The organism is Faecalibacterium prausnitzii (assembly GCF_019967995.1).
GTDB lineage: Bacteria > Bacillota > Clostridia > Oscillospirales > Ruminococcaceae > Faecalibacterium > Faecalibacterium prausnitzii_E.
This window is the reverse complement of record NZ_CP065377.1, coordinates 2253096-2268275: the sequence shown is the minus strand read 5'-3', so window position 1 is coordinate 2268275 and position 15180 is coordinate 2253096. Positions and strand designations below refer to the sequence as shown.

The window sequence follows — 15180 nt, the reverse complement described above, 5'->3', positions numbered from 1 at the left end:
GGATCCTGCTTTTTGAAGAAAACGAAAGATGGGGCTGTTGCACAAGGATAGAAGCCAGTGCAGCAGCCCTTTTTCTTGCGTTCTCGATGAGCCGTCAAAAATATATTTCTTGACTTTATGTAAGAAATGAAGTATTATACTCGTAAGAAACTAACTTACGAGTATATAAATTCGATAAATACACTTTGGGGAGGGAACAAAATGAGCCGATTTTACTGCCGCGATGAGGAACTTCGGAAGTTAAACAAACGATATGAGAATGGAAAGTTTGAATGCGTTGTCATTTACGGCAGACGCCGTGTTGGAAAAACTGCGCTGATCAATGAATTCTGCAAGGATAAACCGACCATTTTTTTCTCTGCCTTGAATACGACCGGAAAAGAAAATCTGGAAGCCCTGTCCAAGGCAATCATGAGTTTTGAACGACCCAATGCAGAATCATCCCCGGAATTTACAACCTACGATGCAGCATTGGACGAACTGACAGCTCTTTCTAAAGAGCAGCGAATCGTATTTGTGATTGATGAGTACCCTTATCTTGCAAAGGCTAAACCAGCCATTTCTGCAATGCTTCAGCACATCATCGATCATAAATGGACGGATTCCCAAATGTACCTGATCCTGTGTGGCTCGTCCATGAGTTTTATGGAAAGTCAGGTCTTGGGCAAAGAAAGCCCTCTGTATGGGCGCAGAACAGCGCAATTCAAGATCATGCCGCTGGATTACAAGGAAACAGCGGTATTCCATCCGAATCTGTCCGAGGAAGATAACGCCCTGATTTATGGCATTACAGGCGGCGTTCCGCATTATATCAACAAATTGGATGTTCGGGACAGCGTAGATGAAGCACTGATGGAAAACTTGTTTGACCGTTCCAGCTACCTCTATGAGGAACCGGCCAACCTGTTAAAGCAGGAGCTGCGTGAGCCGGCAATTTATAATGCAATCATCAAGGCAATTGCAGAGGGGGCTTCTCGCCTGAATGATATCACCACGAAGGTTGGTGAAGAAAACTCTGTGGTGGCGAAGTACCTCAAAACGTTGATAGACCTTGGAATCGTCAAAAAGGAAACGCCGATCACAGAGAAACCGGGCAAAAAAACGATCTATCTTCTGGCAGACAATTTTTTTCGTTTTTGGTACCGTTTTGTGCCGGTCAATGCAAGTGCCATTGATTCGGGGCGGATCGCAAAGACCTACTCTCATGCAGTGAAACAGTATTTTCCGGACTATATGGGTCTGATTTTTGAGAAGATGTGCCAAGACTACTTGCTCTATTATGCGAATGATCTTCCGATCGAGTTGAGTGAGATTGGGCAGTGGTGGGGAACCGACCCCAAAAAGAAAAAGCAGATCCAGATCGATATTGTCGGTACGCCGGTTGAGGGCAATGACTATATCATCGGCTCCTGCAAATACCGCAATGAAAAAATCGGTTTGGACGAACTGGAACTGATTCGGGAATATGCAGCAGTCTTTGGGAAAGGAACAAACTACCACTACTACATTTTCTCGAAAGGCGGATTTACGGACGGACTACTTCAGGCACAGGAACGCGGAGAAGTACAGCTGCTTACCCTTGCCGATATTTTTGAATAACACAAGAAACGCTCTTGCCGGTGTAAAACTGGCAGGAGCGTTTCTTGTTGAAGATCAAAGGATCATTCGGATTGCAATTACTGTATAAATATGATATGATTACGTTGAAAACCGTTTGTGTTTCAACTGATCAAATAGGGAGCGTATGAACAGCCATGAAGCGTTTGCAGGATATTGCAGATCAAGTTGGTGTAAGCCGGACAACCGTGTCCAATGTGCTGCACGGCAACACCAAAAAGGTTTCCAAGGAAATGATCCGGAAAATTTCGGAAATTCTGAACCAGGAGGGCTATGTCCCGAATACATCTTCCCGTGAGCTGACCCGCAAAGGGTCCTGCATCATTGGACTGGTGCTGGGCTACAGCTGTGTCCACGGCATCCCTTCGCTGCGCGATACCTTTGTGGCAGAATTTCTGTCTGGTGTAGAAGAGACAGCCCATCGAAACGGATATTATGTCATGCTGATCAATGGCCAGGACAAAAATACGGACCAGGTGGCAGAGATTGCCTCCCGATGGAATGTGGATGGTCTTGTCGTCCTGGGACTGGACGAAAAGAAATACAAGGAGCTGCGCAGGCAACTCAACAAATATATGGTCCTGATTGACACCTATCCCGAGGCGGAGTACCACTACGTCAACGTGGGAACTGATGATTTCGGCGGCGGCGCCATGATTGCAAAGTATCTGCTGGACAACGGGTACACCCAGGCCATCTTTGCCGCCGAGTGTGATACCGGCGCAGACCATTACCGCTGGAAAGGATTTCAGCATCAGATGCGCTCTGCCGGGATTGACTGCGGAGAAGAGCGCCATATTCTTCTCCCTGAGGATCTTTCTCTGCGCCGTGTCATGTACGGCCACTATTTGGATCGCTTTGTCCAGGCCAAGGCTGTGGCCCTGGCCTCTGACTATGATGCGGCGGAAGTGATGAATTATCTGCAGGACCACGGCATACAGGTGCCGGAGCAGGTCTCCGTCACCGGGTTTGACGACTGCATCTATGCAGAACTCATGCATCCCCCTCTGACGACAGTGCGTCAGAACGTCCCGGCCAAAGCAGAGGCCGCCGTGGAACTGCTGGTGCGTCTGATTCGGCAGGAACCGGTGGAGTGTAAAAATTACGTTCAGCCTGTTGAACTGATCCGCCGCAACTCGGTGCGCGAATCAACCCCCAACGCTGCGCCCTGGTCACAAGATCTGCACAAAACCCACAAATAATTCTTGTGGTATTTATCAGTTTCGTAGGAAACGTTGCGCAAAACCCACAAATAATTTTTGTGGTATTTATCAGTTTCGTAGGAAACGTTACGCAAAACCCTTTTCAAATCCTCTTCGGTATTGTACAATGAGCTCGTCAAAAAGACACGCTGCGCAGCCTGTCAGAACGAGACATATACAAACTGGAAGAGGATTTGTTTTTTGTATCCTAGATGGAGCAGACAAAAAACGAATTCCGGAAAATCTGACTGAACATCGTGGAGGATTTTATCATGAGAAAGATTTCGCGCAGATCATTTTTGAAGGCTGCCACCGTTGCCTGCGCACTCACCGCACTGACCGCCTGCGGAGGCGGCGATGAATCTGCCGCCGTTTCTGTGGCTAAGGACGAAAACGGAGCCTATGTGGACACCCTGACCATCACCCTGGGCCGTTTTGCGGAGCCTTCTGCCGCTGCCCTGTTCCCGGAAGGCCAGACTTTTGAAGACAACGCCTACACCCGTTACATTGAATCCAAGCTCAACGTGGATCTGGTGGACAGCTTTGAAGCAGGCGGTGACGCTTTCACCAACCAGCTGGCCACCTGCGTCGCCTCGGGCGAACTGCCCGACATCATGACCGTCATCAGCTACGACACCTTTGTCGAGATGGTGAACAACGGCCTGACCTATGACATGACCGATGTGTACGAGGAGTACGCCTCTGACTACATCAAGAGCCTCTACGATTCCTACGACGGCCGCTGCCTGAGCATGGCAACCTTTGACGGCCGGCTGATGGGTATTCCCGGTACGAACCCCGACAACAGCGTCCCTGTCCTGTGCTGGATGCGCAAGGACTGGCTGGACAAGCTGGGCATCAACCCCGACCCCGACGGCGACCTGTGCATCACGCTGGATGACATCGCCGCTGTGGCCAAGGCCTTTGTGGACGCCAATGTAGGCGGCGGCAACAGCACCGTGGGCATGGCTTTTTCCGGCAATGATATCGGCGATGCCATGTGCATCGCCAACGCCATGGGCGGCTACATCGACCGATGGATCGAAAACCCCGACGGCACCATGAGCTGGTCCACCCTGGCGCCCGAAGTCAAAGCTGCCTGGGCCAAGATGAACGAGTGGTACGAGGAGGGCATCCTGGATCCCCAGTTCGGCACCCGCACCACCGATGACATCAACGCCATGATGATCAACAACGAGCTGGGCATCGTCTTTGGCGCATGGCATATCCCCGACTGGCGTCTGAGCAGCGTCAAGGCCCTGGTGCCGGAGGCCGAGTACATCGCCTATACGGTGGCCGATGACAACGGCATCGTCCACGCCTACCACGAAAACGCCGCCGAGCGGTTCCTGGTGGTCAGCAAGGACTGCAAGTATCCCCAGGTGGCAGTGGAAATGCTGAACATCCTCTATGACGATCTGGCCCGCGCCACCGCAGAAACCGCGCCGGAGGTCATCGCCTACATCAACGCCGGCGGACACAACGAGGGCCGTCCCTATTACATGGAAGTCCTGCCCTCCAACAATCCCTCCATTTACTACACCGAGCACATGGCCGTCATCAACGGCGAGATGACCCCTGAGGAAACCACCATTGCCGAGAACAGAGGCTCTTCCCAGGCCATTCTGGACTACCTGAAGGATCCCCAGAACGTCACTGAGGAAACCCTGGGCGGTTGGCACTTCTATGAGTCCCGCATCATCGGCCTGGGCGCATCCATCGATGCGCTGGAAAAGAACGGCAACGCCGAATGGATCACCCCCAAGTATCCCCCCACCACCCCCACCAGCGAGCAGAAAAAGGCAACCCTGGACAAGACCGAGCTGGAGGCCTATGTGGCAATCGTGACCGGCGCACAGCCCATCGATTATTTCGATACCTTTGTCAGTGAATGGAAGCGTCTGGGCGGCGACGCAATCGCCCAGGAAGTCCAGGAATACTTTGCACAGTAACAAAGGGGGTGGAAACGGATGAAAAATCAGGTCAAAAAGAGCCACGCAAACCAGGCCTATCAACTGTATTACCACGGCATGATGCTCCCTGGTTTCATCTTCCTGATTCTGTTCAACTTTGTTCCGATGTTCGGCGCCATCATGGCCTTTCAGGACTACAGACCCGCCAAAGGTTTTTTCGGTTCTGACTTTGTGGGCCTCAAACATTTCAAATACCTGTTCGAAATGCCAGACAGCTTTGAGCTGTTCCGCAACACCCTGATCATCGCCCTGGGCAAAATCGTCATTACCACCATCATGTCCATCGCCTTTGCGATTCTGCTCAATGAGGTCAAGAACAGGACCCTGAAAAAGTCGGTTCAGACGGTGGTTTACCTGCCTCACTTCCTGTCCTGGGTTGTGCTGGCTCTGGTCGTCAAGAATCTGTTCAACCTGGACGGCTCCGTCAACGCAATGCTGGGCACCTCGCTGAACTGGCTGGGCAGCAACTCCCTGTTCCAGCCCCTGCTGATCCTGACCGACACCTGGAAAGAGTTCGGTTATGGCTCCATCGTCTATCTGGCAGCCATCACTTCCATCGACTCGACCCTTTACGAGGCTGCTTCCATCGATGGCGCCACCTGGTGGAAAAAGGTCTGGCATGTCACCCTGCCCGGCATCCGCACCACCATCGTCCTGATGGCCGTCATGAATTTGGGCAACATCCTGAACGCCGGTTTCGACCAGGTCTATAACCTGTACAGCGCATCGGTCTATGCCACCGGTGATATTCTGGACACCTATGTGTACCGCGTCGGCCTGCAGGGCCTGCAGTACAGCTTCGGTACCGCCGTGGGCCTTTTGAAGTCCGTGATCGCCTTTGTTCTGATGATCGGCGCCAACAAGCTGGCTCAGAAGTACACCGACAGCAAAATTTTCTAAGGAGGTCCGTCTGGCAATGAAAGTTGATAAATTCCGCACTGTCATCATCTACATCATTATTATTCTGCTGGGCCTAGTCTGTCTGCTGCCGCTGCTGAACATTGTTGCCATCTCCTTCTCCTCCTCTGCAGCAGTGGAAGGCAACATGGTAGGGCTGATCCCGGTGGGATTCAGCACCGCAGCCTATAAGAAGATCCTGGAGGACTCCCAGTTCTGGCACTCCTTCCTGATCTCGGTGGAGCGGGTTGTGCTGGCCCTGATCATCAACTTTGTGCTGATCGTACTGATGGCTTATCCCCTCTCCAAAACCAACGCACAGTTCCGTGGCCGCAACATCTATGCAAACCTGATGATTTTTGCCATGCTTTTCAACGGCGGCATGATCCCCACCTTCCTGGTTGTCAAATCCTACGGCCTGCTCAATACCGTCTGGGCCCTGGTTTTGCCGGGAGCCGTGCCCATCTTCAATGTCATCCTGGTGATGAACTTCTTTGCTGCCGTTCCCAAAGAGCTTGAGGAAGCCGCCTTCATTGACGGCGCCAACCCGCTCCAGGTTCTGACCAAAATCTTCATCCCCATTTCCAAGCCGGTTCTGGCCACCGTATCCCTGTTCAGCATTGTGGGCAGCTGGAACGACTTCTACAGCGGCCTGATCTACATGTCCAAAGCCGCCTATTATCCTCTGATGACCTATATCCAGAGTCTGCAGATCAACGTGGAAGATCTGATCAAGCAGGGCAATCTGTCTGCCGTGGTGGATTCTGCCTCCCTGGGCAACACCAACCTCAATGCAGCCAAGATCGTTATTGCAGTTATCCCGCTGCTGCTGATCTATCCCCTGCTGCAGCGGTACTTCGTTTCCGGCATTGTGGTGGGCTCGGTTAAGGGCTAATTTATATTCTTGCTAATTTATATTCTTTCAGAGCGCTCCGGAGACGGGGCGCTCTGTCTGACAAAACAACCACTCAGTCACTTTTATTTGGGAGAACGGTATGATTCAAAAGTATCTCTATGGTGTCCCCTTTGACACCGAATCGGTGGTCGCACCAATCCCTGCAAGCCAAGGCGAACCCCCTGTGGGAACGGTCAAAACCAGCGAGTCCGGCTTCTGCTTTGCCTGCCCCCTGGCGGAGGGCGATCGGGTCTACGGCCTGGGCGAAGCCAACCGCGGCATCAACAAGCGGGGCTTTGTCTACGTCAGCGACAATGTGGACGACGGCCTCCACACCGAAAACAAGCAGCGAATGTACGCCGCCCACAACTTCATCGTGATCTCTGGCCAGCAGAATCTGGGGCTGTTCTTCGACTATCCCGCCCGGATTCGGTTTGACATCGGCTTCACCCGCAGGGATTGGCTGAAAGTCACCTGTGAGCGGGCCGACCTGGCCCTTTACGTCATCACCGGCGACAGCGCCTGCGATGTGGTCAAGCAGTTCCGGGCCATCATCGGCCGCAGCTACATCCCGCCCAAATTTGCCTTTGGCTTTGGCCAGAGCCGCTACGGCTACAAGACCCAGGCCGACTTTGAAGAAGTGGTGGCCAAACACCGCCAGGCCCACATTCCCCTGGACATGGTGTACATGGACATCGACTACATGGACCACTACAAGGACTTCACCGTCAACCCGGAGAATTTCCCCGATTTTTCCGGCTTTGTATCCAAGATGAAAGAGCAGGGCGTCCGGCTGGTGCCCATCATCGACGCCGGCGTCAAGGAGGAAGCAGGCTATTCGGTCTGCGACGAGGGCAAGGAAAAGGGCTACTTCTGCAAGCGGGCCGACGGAACCGATTTTGAGGGAACCGTCTGGCCGGGGTGGAGCCACTTCCCCGACGTGCTGAACCCCGAGGCGCGGGCCTGGTTCGGCAGCCAGTACAAGGCTCTGACCGACTGCGGCATCGAGGGCTTCTGGAACGACATGAACGAGCCCGCCATCTTCTACTCCCGGGAGGGGCTGGCCGAGCGGCTGGAGCATCCGCCGGTTCCCCATGAAGACGGCACCATCGATCATTTTGGCCAGGCCATCGGCTGGCTCAATCTGTCCAATGCGCCGGAAGACTACGCCCGCTTTTATCACAAGGTGGACGGCAAAATGGTCCGCCACGACCAGGTCCACAACCTCTACGGCTACAACATGACCCGGGCCGCCTCGGAGGGGCTGGCCAGCATTGCCCCGGGCAAACGGTTTCTGCTGTTCTCCCGGTCTTCCTGCATCGGGATGCACCGGTACGGCGGCGTCTGGACCGGCGACAACCACTCCTGGTGGAGCCACCTGCTGCTGAACCTCAAGATGCTGCCCTCCCTCAATATGTGCGGTTTCTTGTATGTGGGAGCCGACCTGGGTGGCTTCAACGCCGACACCAGCCGGGATCTGCTGCTGCGGTGGCTGGCGCTGGGGGTGTTCACCCCCCTGATGCGCAACCACTCTGGCAACGACACCCGCCGGCAGGAGTTCTACCAGTTTGAGGGCCCCGAGGACTTCCGCAGCGTCATCGAGACCCGCTACCGGCTGATCCCCTACCTCTACAGCGAATACATGAAGGCAGCACTGAACGGCGATATGCTGTTCAAGCCCCTGGCCTTCGTCTACCCCGAAGACGAGATCGCCCTTCAGACCGAGGACCAGCTGATGCTGGGCAATGAGGTGATGATTGCCCCGGTCTACACCCAGAATGCCACCGGACGGATGGTGTATCTGCCCGAGGAGATGCTGTTTGTCAAGTTCGGCCCTGAGGGCCGCATCACACAGGAAGTCCTCCCCGCCGGCACCCACTTTGTGAAGGTGGCCCTCAACGAGGTACCCCTGTTCATCCGCAAAGGCGCCTGCATCCCGGTGGCAGACCCCGCCCAGACGGTGGCCGACAGCGACCCCGCCACCATCCGGATGATCGGCTGGCCCGGAGCCAGCTATGACCGCTACGACGACGACGGGGTTACCATCCCCGCAGAATAAGGAGGAATTGCCATGGACCGCAAATGGTGGAAAGAAAGCATCGTATACCAAATCTACCCCAGCAGCTTCCAGGACTCGGACGGGGACGGCATCGGGGACCTGAACGGCATCCGTTCCCGGCTGGATTACCTGAAGGATCTGGGGGTCAATGTGCTGTGGCTGTGCCCCATCATGGACTCCCCCATGGATGACAACGGCTACGACATCTCCAACTACCGGGCCATCAACCCCCGGTTTGGCACCATGGAGGACTTCGACGCCCTGCTGGCCGAGGCCCATCAGCGGGGCATCCGCATTGTGATGGACCTGGTGGTCAACCACACCTCGGACGAGCACCCCTGGTTCATCGAGAGCCGCAAGTCGGTGGATAACCCCTACCGAGACTACTATATCTGGAAGCCGGGCAAAGACGGCCACGAGCCCAACAACTGGGGCGCCAGCTTCGGCGGCTCGGCCTGGAAATACGACCCCCAGACCGATATGTATTACCTGCACCTGTTCTCCCCCAAGCAGCCCGACCTGAACTGGGAGAACCCCAAAGTCCGGGACAAAGTGTTCAACATGATGACCTGGTGGTTTGACAAGGGCATCGACGGGTTCCGGATGGACGTCATCAGTATGATTTCCAAGGACCAGCGCTTTCCGGATGGCGAGAAACACGGACTGTATGGCAATGGCGGTCCCTACTATGTCAATGGGCCCCGCATCCATGAATTTTTGCAGGAGATGAACCGGCGGGTCCTCTCGAAATACGACATTATGACGGTGGGCGAGACCCCCGGCGCCACGGTGGAAAACGCCCCCCAGTATGCGGGGCTGGACGGCAAGGAGCTGAACATGGTCTTCCCATTTGATCACGTCGGCATTGGGGACGGACCCCTGGGCAAGTGGACCACCCAGCGCTACGATTTTATGCAGCTCAAGAAAATTCTCAGTCACTGGCAGACCGGCCTGGACGGCAAAGCCTGGAATAGCCTGTTCTGGGACAACCACGATCAGCCCCGGGCTGCATCCCGCTGGGGCGATGACTCGCCCCTCTCCGCCAAGATGCTGGCCACCTGCCTGCTGAGCCTGCAGGGTACTCCCTACATCTATGAGGGCGATGAACTGGGGATGACCAACGCCTATTTCAAAGATCTCAGCCAGTACCGGGATATCGAAAGTCTCAACGCCTTCAAGGAGCTGACCGGCGCAGGCTTGATTTCTGCAGACGAAATGATGGAGTGCCTGGCCCTCCGCAGCCGGGACAACGCCCGCACCCCGGTTCAGTGGGACGACTCCCCGAACGCCGGTTTTACCACCGGCACCCCCTGGATTGAGGTCAACCCCAACTATACCGCCATCAACGCCGCCGCCGAGGAAAAAGACCCGGACTCGGTACTCAACTACTACAAGCAGATGATCACCCTGCGCAAGAGCCATTTGGGGCTGATTTACGGCTCCTTCCAGCTTCTGGCCGAGGAGAACCCCCAGGTCTTTGCCTACCGGCGCACCCTGGCCGAGACCGGCGAGAACTACCTGATCGCTTGCAACTTCTCAGACAAGGACGCGGCCTTCACAATTCCCGCTGATTTTGCGGTGGCCCGGCGCCTGATCAGCAATTATCCTGACACCGCTCCCACCGGCGCTGTGACCCTGCGCCCCTATGAGGCCTTTGTGCTCCAGAAGTAAACCAGGTGATACCCTATGAATGACTTTTTCGACCTGGATGCCCCTCTGTTCCGTTTCTTAACCCGGGTTGCGGATATGGTGATTCTCAGCCTGCTGTGGCTAATAGGAAGCCTGCCGCTGTTTACCTTGGGCATTTCCAGCACAGCCCTCTATTATGCAGTGAACAAATCCCTAATTGAGGACCGGGGAACGGTCAGCGAGGAATTTTTCCGGGCCTACCGCCGGAGCTTCCAACAGGCAACTTTGAGCTTTCTTGCTCTGGCAGTGCCGGAGAGCATTCTGCTGGCTGACTGCTTTATGACCCATTACCTCAAGGGGCAACAGGCAGCGACGGGTAATCTCTGGATCATTTTTACGGTGCTGAGTACCTGTGGGCTGGCCTGGATGATCTACAACGCAGCCTATGCGGCAAGATTCGACGACCCGGTCAAAAAGACGGTGTTGCAGTCCGGTGCCATGGCATTGCTCCATTTTGACAAAAGTCTGCTGCTTTTGGTGGTGCTGGCTGCGTTCGGCCTGCTGACAGCATTCTGCCCGCCGCTGATCCTTCTGGCACCTGCCGGATATGCGCTGTTTGCCCGGTGGGTCCTTGAGAAAAAGGTGTTCTATCAATATCTTCCCGATATAGACGATGGCATAGACAAGGAGAATAAAGACTGTTCCCATCAGGATTGATCGTTCCTCCAATTTGACCATTCTTTTCTAGAAACCATCGAAAGAATCTGTCTGGTCTTGGAAATCACCTTAAAAGACTTCTTTGATTCCTCATACTTGTAGTAAAAAGCCGCTCACCATGCTGGAAACTGATATGCTACCCCTAGAGTAGACAGAGAAAAAACAAAACTGAACTGGTCCGTAAAAAGTAGACAATAGACAAAAGACCTCCCCATGTAGGATAATAAAACTACATGAGGAGGCTTTGCTATGTCCAGAAAATATACAAAAATCGACCAATACGAAAAGCAGATTCTTTCCATCCTCATCGTCCGGGCAAAGCCGGAGCAGAAGGTCTACCTCCAAAGATTGAGAAAAATATTCCTCCAGTTGTTCACGTTCGCTCATCCAGTCGTTTTCATCGGAAGAGATAGGATCAGTATCAGGTCCTTGTATCAGGGAACCAGCACACAGGGCTTTGCCCGCTTGTAGGGGCACCCTTCGCACTTGCTGGGGCCTTTGAGCGGCTCAATCAAATAGTAGCAGTTCTCTTTACCGAGAACGCAGCCCTTCTTTCGGTTCTTCCAGAAGAAGCAGTGCCGGCAATCTGCCGGGCGGGAAGCGTGGTAGCGGATACCGTCCATCGTGACGGTCAGAACTTTTTTCATTGGTAAACCCTCCTTTGATGGATTCGGGAAGTTCAGCCCGAAAACAAAAAAGCGCGTTCCTCTTTCTGTTCCGAGAGAACAGCGAGTGAACGCGCTATGTATGGAGAAAAGTGTTTTGCACGGTTTTGGGCGGGAATGTGGAAAATAGATTTACACAAATTATCTTGTATTTACATGGATTTACAGGAAAGCGGCTACCAATTTTAGCAGAGAGCGGGAAAACAGAGCTCAAAAGGTGCTTTATGGGGCTTCATTAGCTGGAAGCCTGATTTTATTAGCTGGAACTGAAAATTCTGCTAATGGCATTAGCTGGCTAATTTTGGTGATAGGTTCAAAATGAAAAATGCGAAGATCGTCTTTCACATGGAAAAATGACCTTCGCATTTTCATAAAGGGATACCCCAGACAGGATTCGAACCTGCGGTCTCCTCCTTAGGAGGGAGGCGCTTTATCCAGCTAAGCTACTGAGGCATATTATGTATTATCGTTGATTTTTTGAAATTCAACGCACTTGGAAACAAATGTGTGGAATGCTTTTCACAACGAAGTGACCGACTGCTTTGCAACCGGGACGATGGTAAAGTTGTTGCATCAAAATTTGTTGGGAAAATCTCGATCCCCAGTCTTGCTTTTGATTAGAGCAATCACTTCTTCACCCAAGGTATCAGGTTGACCGAATTCTTAGGAGGCGAACCCTCTATCCAGCTGAGGTATAGAGACAGAACCATACCTCATTATAATACCGCAAGTTGGAGAGAAAATCAAGTTGAACGAAAAAGAAAAAAGGTGTATCCTATAAGGGAGATGCTGACCCCGGAACGGGGAAGGCAAGAACGATGCTGCATCGGGAGCGCAGTGGCTGCCGGTGCGGGAGAAGGAGCACTTCATGGGAAAAACCAGAAAAAAGAAGAACCACCCCAAAGGTTGGCTGGTGGGCAGCAATGCGACACAGATCATCTGCGGGAGCTTTGTGCTGGTGATCGCGCTGGGGACGCTGCTGCTGACGTTGCCGATCGCCAGCCGCAGCGGGCGGCTGGGCGTGGTGGATGCGATGTTCACCGCAACGAGTGCGACCTGCGTGACGGGCCTCGTCGTGCGGGATACGTGGACGCAGTTCACGATGTTCGGGCAGGTGGTGATCCTGCTGCTCATCCAGGTCGGCGGCCTGGGCCTGGTCACGCTGACCAGCTTTTTTGCGCTGGCGGCCAAGCGGCGGATGGGCTTCCGGGACCTGCGGCTGCTGGGCGAGAGCGTTTCGGCCAGCGGCTATTCGCAGGCGACCGAGGTGCTGAAGATCGTCATCCGGCTGGCATTCCTGTTCGAGGCCATTGGCATTGTGCTGCTGGCGTGTGCCTTTGTGCCGCAGTTCGGGCTGGAAGGGGTCTGGATCAGCATCTTCACGGCCATCTCGGCGTTCTGCAATGCAGGCTTTGACCTGTTTGGCCGGTTCGGGCCGTATTCGTCGCTGGCGCCGTATGTCAACAACTATTACGTGCAGGCCGTTGTCGTGTTCCTCATCATGGCAGGCGGTCTGGGCTTCATGGTCTGGGTGGAGCTGGGCGAATTTCGCAAAAAACGCCGCCTGTCCCTCCACGCGAAGGTCGTGCTGGCGTTCTCGGCCATTCTGTGGGTCGGCGGCGCGGCGCTCATTTGTCTGATGGAGTGGTCGAACCCGGCCACCATGGGCGGGCTGTCGGTTCCGGGCAAGGTGATGGCGTCGCTCTTTCAGTCGGTCTCGACCCGTACGGCGGGCATGAACACCATCGACCTGGCGGCCTGCGGGCCGGTCACCAAGCTCCTGATGAGCGTGTTGCAGTTCATCGGTGCGGCACCGGGTTCGACGGGCGGCGGCGTCAAGGTGACAACATTTGCTGTGCTGATCCTGACCATCCGCAGCGTGGCGGAGGGCCGCGACGACTGTGTGATCGCCGAGCACCACATCGAGTCCAAGACCGTTTACCGCGCACTGACCATCATCATGCTGGGCATCGTGGCATCGCTGGGCTCGGCGGTGGTGGTCTATTACAACACCTCGGATGCCGTGTCCGTCATCGACGCCATCTTTGAGTCCTGCTCGGCATTCGGCACGGTGGGCCTGTCGGTGGGTGTTACCAGCCAGCTGAATGTCGGGGCCAAGCTGCTGTACATGCTGGTCATGTTCATGGGCCGCGTGGGCCCGGTCTCGCTGGCCATCAGCCTGACGGTCAAGCCCGGTGACAACAAGCGCAAGATCCTGCCGGTGGGGCATATCAACGTGGGCTGACAAACAAAAAAGGAAGAGCGACATCGCCGCTCTTCCTTTTTTGTTGTCTCTGTATTTACTTGCTGTAGATCTCCACGATATTCAGCAGGACTTCGGCCGCCTTGTCCATCCGCTCGACGGTGGTGCACTCGCACACGCCGTGGAAGTTGAAGCCGCCGGTGCCAAGATTCGGGCAGGGGAGGCCCTTCCAGCTCAGGACGGCACCGTCGGTGCCGCCGCGGACGGGGACTTCCTCCGGGGTCAGACCGGCCTTTTCGATGGCCTTGCGAGCGTTCTCGACCAGGTGGAAGTGCGGCTTGATCTTCTCGATCATGTTGCGGTAGCTGTCCTTGATCTCCACTTCCACGGTGCCGTCGCCGTACTTGCCGTTCAGGTAGTCGGCAATGTGCAGAAGGTTGTCCTTCTTGAACTGGAGCTTGCCTGCGTCGTGGTCACGCAGGATGTAGCCGAGCTTGGCCTCGGTCACATCGCCGTACATCTGGCACAGGTGGTAGAAGCCCTGACGGCCCTCGGTGGTCTCCGGGCGGGCCATGACGGGCAGGGCCTGGTGGAACTCCATGGCCACGTTGGAGGCGTTGATCATCGCGTCCTTCGCGGAGCCGGGGTGGACCGAGAAGCCGTGGACCGTGACGGTGGCGCTGGCGGCGTTGAAGTTCTCGTACTCGATGCCGCCCACATCGCCGCCATCGACGGTATAGGCAAAGTCGGCCCCAAAGCCGGGGATGTCGAACAGGGAAGCGCCCTCGCCGATCTCCTCATCGGGGGTAAAGGCGATGCAGAGCTTGCCGTGGGGGCGGCCCTCGGCGATGAGGGTCTCGGCGGCGGTCAGGATCTCCGCCACACCGGCCTTGTCGTCGGCACCCAGCAGCGTGGTGCCGTCGGTGGTGATGAGGGTCTCGCCCTTCAGCTCTTTCAGGAAGGGGAAGGTGGAGACCTTCATGACCATGCCGGTGGCGGGCAGGGTGACGTCACGGCCATCGTAGTTCTCGTGCAGGATGGGGTTCACGTTCTCACCGGAAGCGTCCGGTGCGGTGTCCATGTGGGCGATGAGGCCCAGCGCGGGCTTGTCCTCACAGCCGGGGGTGGCGGGGAGGGTGCCGTAGACGTAGCAGTGCTCATCTACAAAGGCGTCCTCGATGCCGATGGCCTTCATATCCTCCACAAGGATATGGGCCAGGTCGAATTCCCGCTCGGCAGAGGGATGGGTGCCGGAATTGGGGTCAGAGGTGGTGTAAACGCGGGCGTATTTTAACAGTCGCTCGTAAGCACGCATAGGTTGAT

General features: G+C 55.1%; 11 protein-coding genes, 1 tRNA gene and 1 pseudogene. 9 read left to right on the top strand and 4 right to left on the bottom strand.

Going from position 1 to position 15180, the window contains the following annotated elements:
* Positions 1 to 201 precede the first annotated feature (201 nt).
* The 8 genes from I5P96_RS11095 (at position 202) to I5P96_RS11060 (ending at position 10989) form a co-directional block, all read left to right on the top strand.
* Complete coding sequence (locus I5P96_RS11095; RefSeq protein WP_223382120.1) at positions 202 to 1599, top strand: ATP-binding protein; 1398 nt, start codon at positions 202 to 204, stop codon at positions 1597 to 1599.
* Between the two features lie 155 nt (positions 1600 to 1754).
* The gene (locus tag I5P96_RS11090; protein WP_223382118.1) at positions 1755 to 2819 is read left to right on the top strand and encodes a LacI family DNA-binding transcriptional regulator; all 1065 of its coding nucleotides are present in this window, start codon (positions 1755 to 1757) and stop codon (positions 2817 to 2819) included.
* Between the two features lie 272 nt (positions 2820 to 3091).
* The gene (locus tag I5P96_RS11085) at positions 3092 to 4771 is read left to right on the top strand and encodes a substrate-binding domain-containing protein (protein WP_223382116.1); all 1680 of its coding nucleotides are present in this window, start codon (positions 3092 to 3094) and stop codon (positions 4769 to 4771) included.
* Between the two features lie 18 nt (positions 4772 to 4789).
* Positions 4790 to 5692: an ABC transporter permease gene (locus I5P96_RS11080; RefSeq protein ID WP_223382114.1), complete on the top strand. Its 903-nt coding sequence runs from the start codon at positions 4790 to 4792 to the stop codon at positions 5690 to 5692.
* 16 nt (positions 5693 to 5708) lie between these two features.
* A complete protein-coding gene (locus I5P96_RS11075) occupies positions 5709 to 6584 on the top strand; it encodes a carbohydrate ABC transporter permease (protein WP_223382112.1) in 876 nt (291 codons plus the stop codon).
* A gap of 100 nt (positions 6585 to 6684) precedes the next feature.
* Positions 6685 to 8643, top strand: coding sequence for a TIM-barrel domain-containing protein (locus I5P96_RS11070; protein ID WP_223382110.1), 1959 nt, complete (start codon positions 6685 to 6687; stop codon positions 8641 to 8643).
* Between the two features lie 12 nt (positions 8644 to 8655).
* Positions 8656 to 10314, top strand: a complete 1659-nt coding sequence (locus I5P96_RS11065) for a glycoside hydrolase family 13 protein (RefSeq protein ID WP_223382108.1) — start codon at positions 8656 to 8658, stop codon at positions 10312 to 10314.
* A gap of 15 nt (positions 10315 to 10329) precedes the next feature.
* Positions 10330 to 10989 carry a YesL family protein gene (locus I5P96_RS11060; protein WP_223382106.1) on the top strand — a complete coding sequence of 220 codons (660 nt, stop codon included), beginning with the start codon at positions 10330 to 10332 and terminating at the stop codon, positions 10987 to 10989.
* Positions 10990 to 11253: 264 nt separating this feature from the next.
* On the opposite strand, the pseudogene I5P96_RS14305 reads toward I5P96_RS11060, so the two are convergent.
* From I5P96_RS14305 to I5P96_RS11050, 3 genes and pseudogenes are all read right to left on the bottom strand, one after another.
* Positions 11254 to 11412, bottom strand: a pseudogene (locus I5P96_RS14305) (replication initiator A domain-containing protein); the annotation flags it as partial.
* A gap of 11 nt (positions 11413 to 11423) precedes the next feature.
* Complete coding sequence (locus I5P96_RS11055; protein WP_223382104.1) at positions 11424 to 11636, bottom strand: hypothetical protein; 213 nt, start codon at positions 11634 to 11636, stop codon at positions 11424 to 11426.
* Positions 11637 to 12033: 397 nt separating this feature from the next.
* Positions 12034 to 12107 (bottom strand) — tRNA-Arg (locus tag I5P96_RS11050).
* 415 nt (positions 12108 to 12522) lie between these two features.
* On the opposite strand from I5P96_RS11050, the gene I5P96_RS11045 reads away from it, so the two are divergent.
* A complete protein-coding gene (locus I5P96_RS11045; protein ID WP_223382102.1) occupies positions 12523 to 13899 on the top strand; it encodes a TrkH family potassium uptake protein in 1377 nt (458 codons plus the stop codon).
* Between the two features lie 55 nt (positions 13900 to 13954).
* Here I5P96_RS11045 and pepT read toward each other — a convergent pair whose 3' ends face one another.
* The gene (pepT, locus tag I5P96_RS11040; protein ID WP_223382100.1) at positions 13955 to 15172 is read right to left on the bottom strand and encodes a peptidase T; all 1218 of its coding nucleotides are present in this window, start codon (positions 15170 to 15172) and stop codon (positions 13955 to 13957) included.
* Between the last annotated feature and the right edge of the window lie 8 nt (positions 15173 to 15180).

Coding starts and splice junctions, on each gene's coding strand:
- I5P96_RS11060 (WP_223382106.1), top strand. CDS start 10,330: ATGAATGACTTTTTCGACCTGGATGCCCCTCTGTTCCGTTTCTTAACC.
- I5P96_RS11090 (WP_223382118.1), top strand. CDS start 1,755: ATGAAGCGTTTGCAGGATATTGCAGATCAAGTTGGTGTAAGCCGGACA.
- I5P96_RS11095 (WP_223382120.1), top strand. CDS start 202: ATGAGCCGATTTTACTGCCGCGATGAGGAACTTCGGAAGTTAAACAAA.
- I5P96_RS11045 (WP_223382102.1), top strand. CDS start 12,523: ATGGGAAAAACCAGAAAAAAGAAGAACCACCCCAAAGGTTGGCTGGTG.
- I5P96_RS11075 (WP_223382112.1), top strand. CDS start 5,709: ATGAAAGTTGATAAATTCCGCACTGTCATCATCTACATCATTATTATT.
- I5P96_RS11065 (WP_223382108.1), top strand. CDS start 8,656: ATGGACCGCAAATGGTGGAAAGAAAGCATCGTATACCAAATCTACCCC.
- pepT (WP_223382100.1), bottom strand. CDS start 15,172: ATGCGTGCTTACGAGCGACTGTTAAAATACGCCCGCGTTTACACCACC.
- I5P96_RS11085 (WP_223382116.1), top strand. CDS start 3,092: ATGAGAAAGATTTCGCGCAGATCATTTTTGAAGGCTGCCACCGTTGCC.
- I5P96_RS11055 (WP_223382104.1), bottom strand. CDS start 11,636: ATGAAAAAAGTTCTGACCGTCACGATGGACGGTATCCGCTACCACGCT.
- I5P96_RS11080 (WP_223382114.1), top strand. CDS start 4,790: ATGAAAAATCAGGTCAAAAAGAGCCACGCAAACCAGGCCTATCAACTG.
- I5P96_RS11070 (WP_223382110.1), top strand. CDS start 6,685: ATGATTCAAAAGTATCTCTATGGTGTCCCCTTTGACACCGAATCGGTG.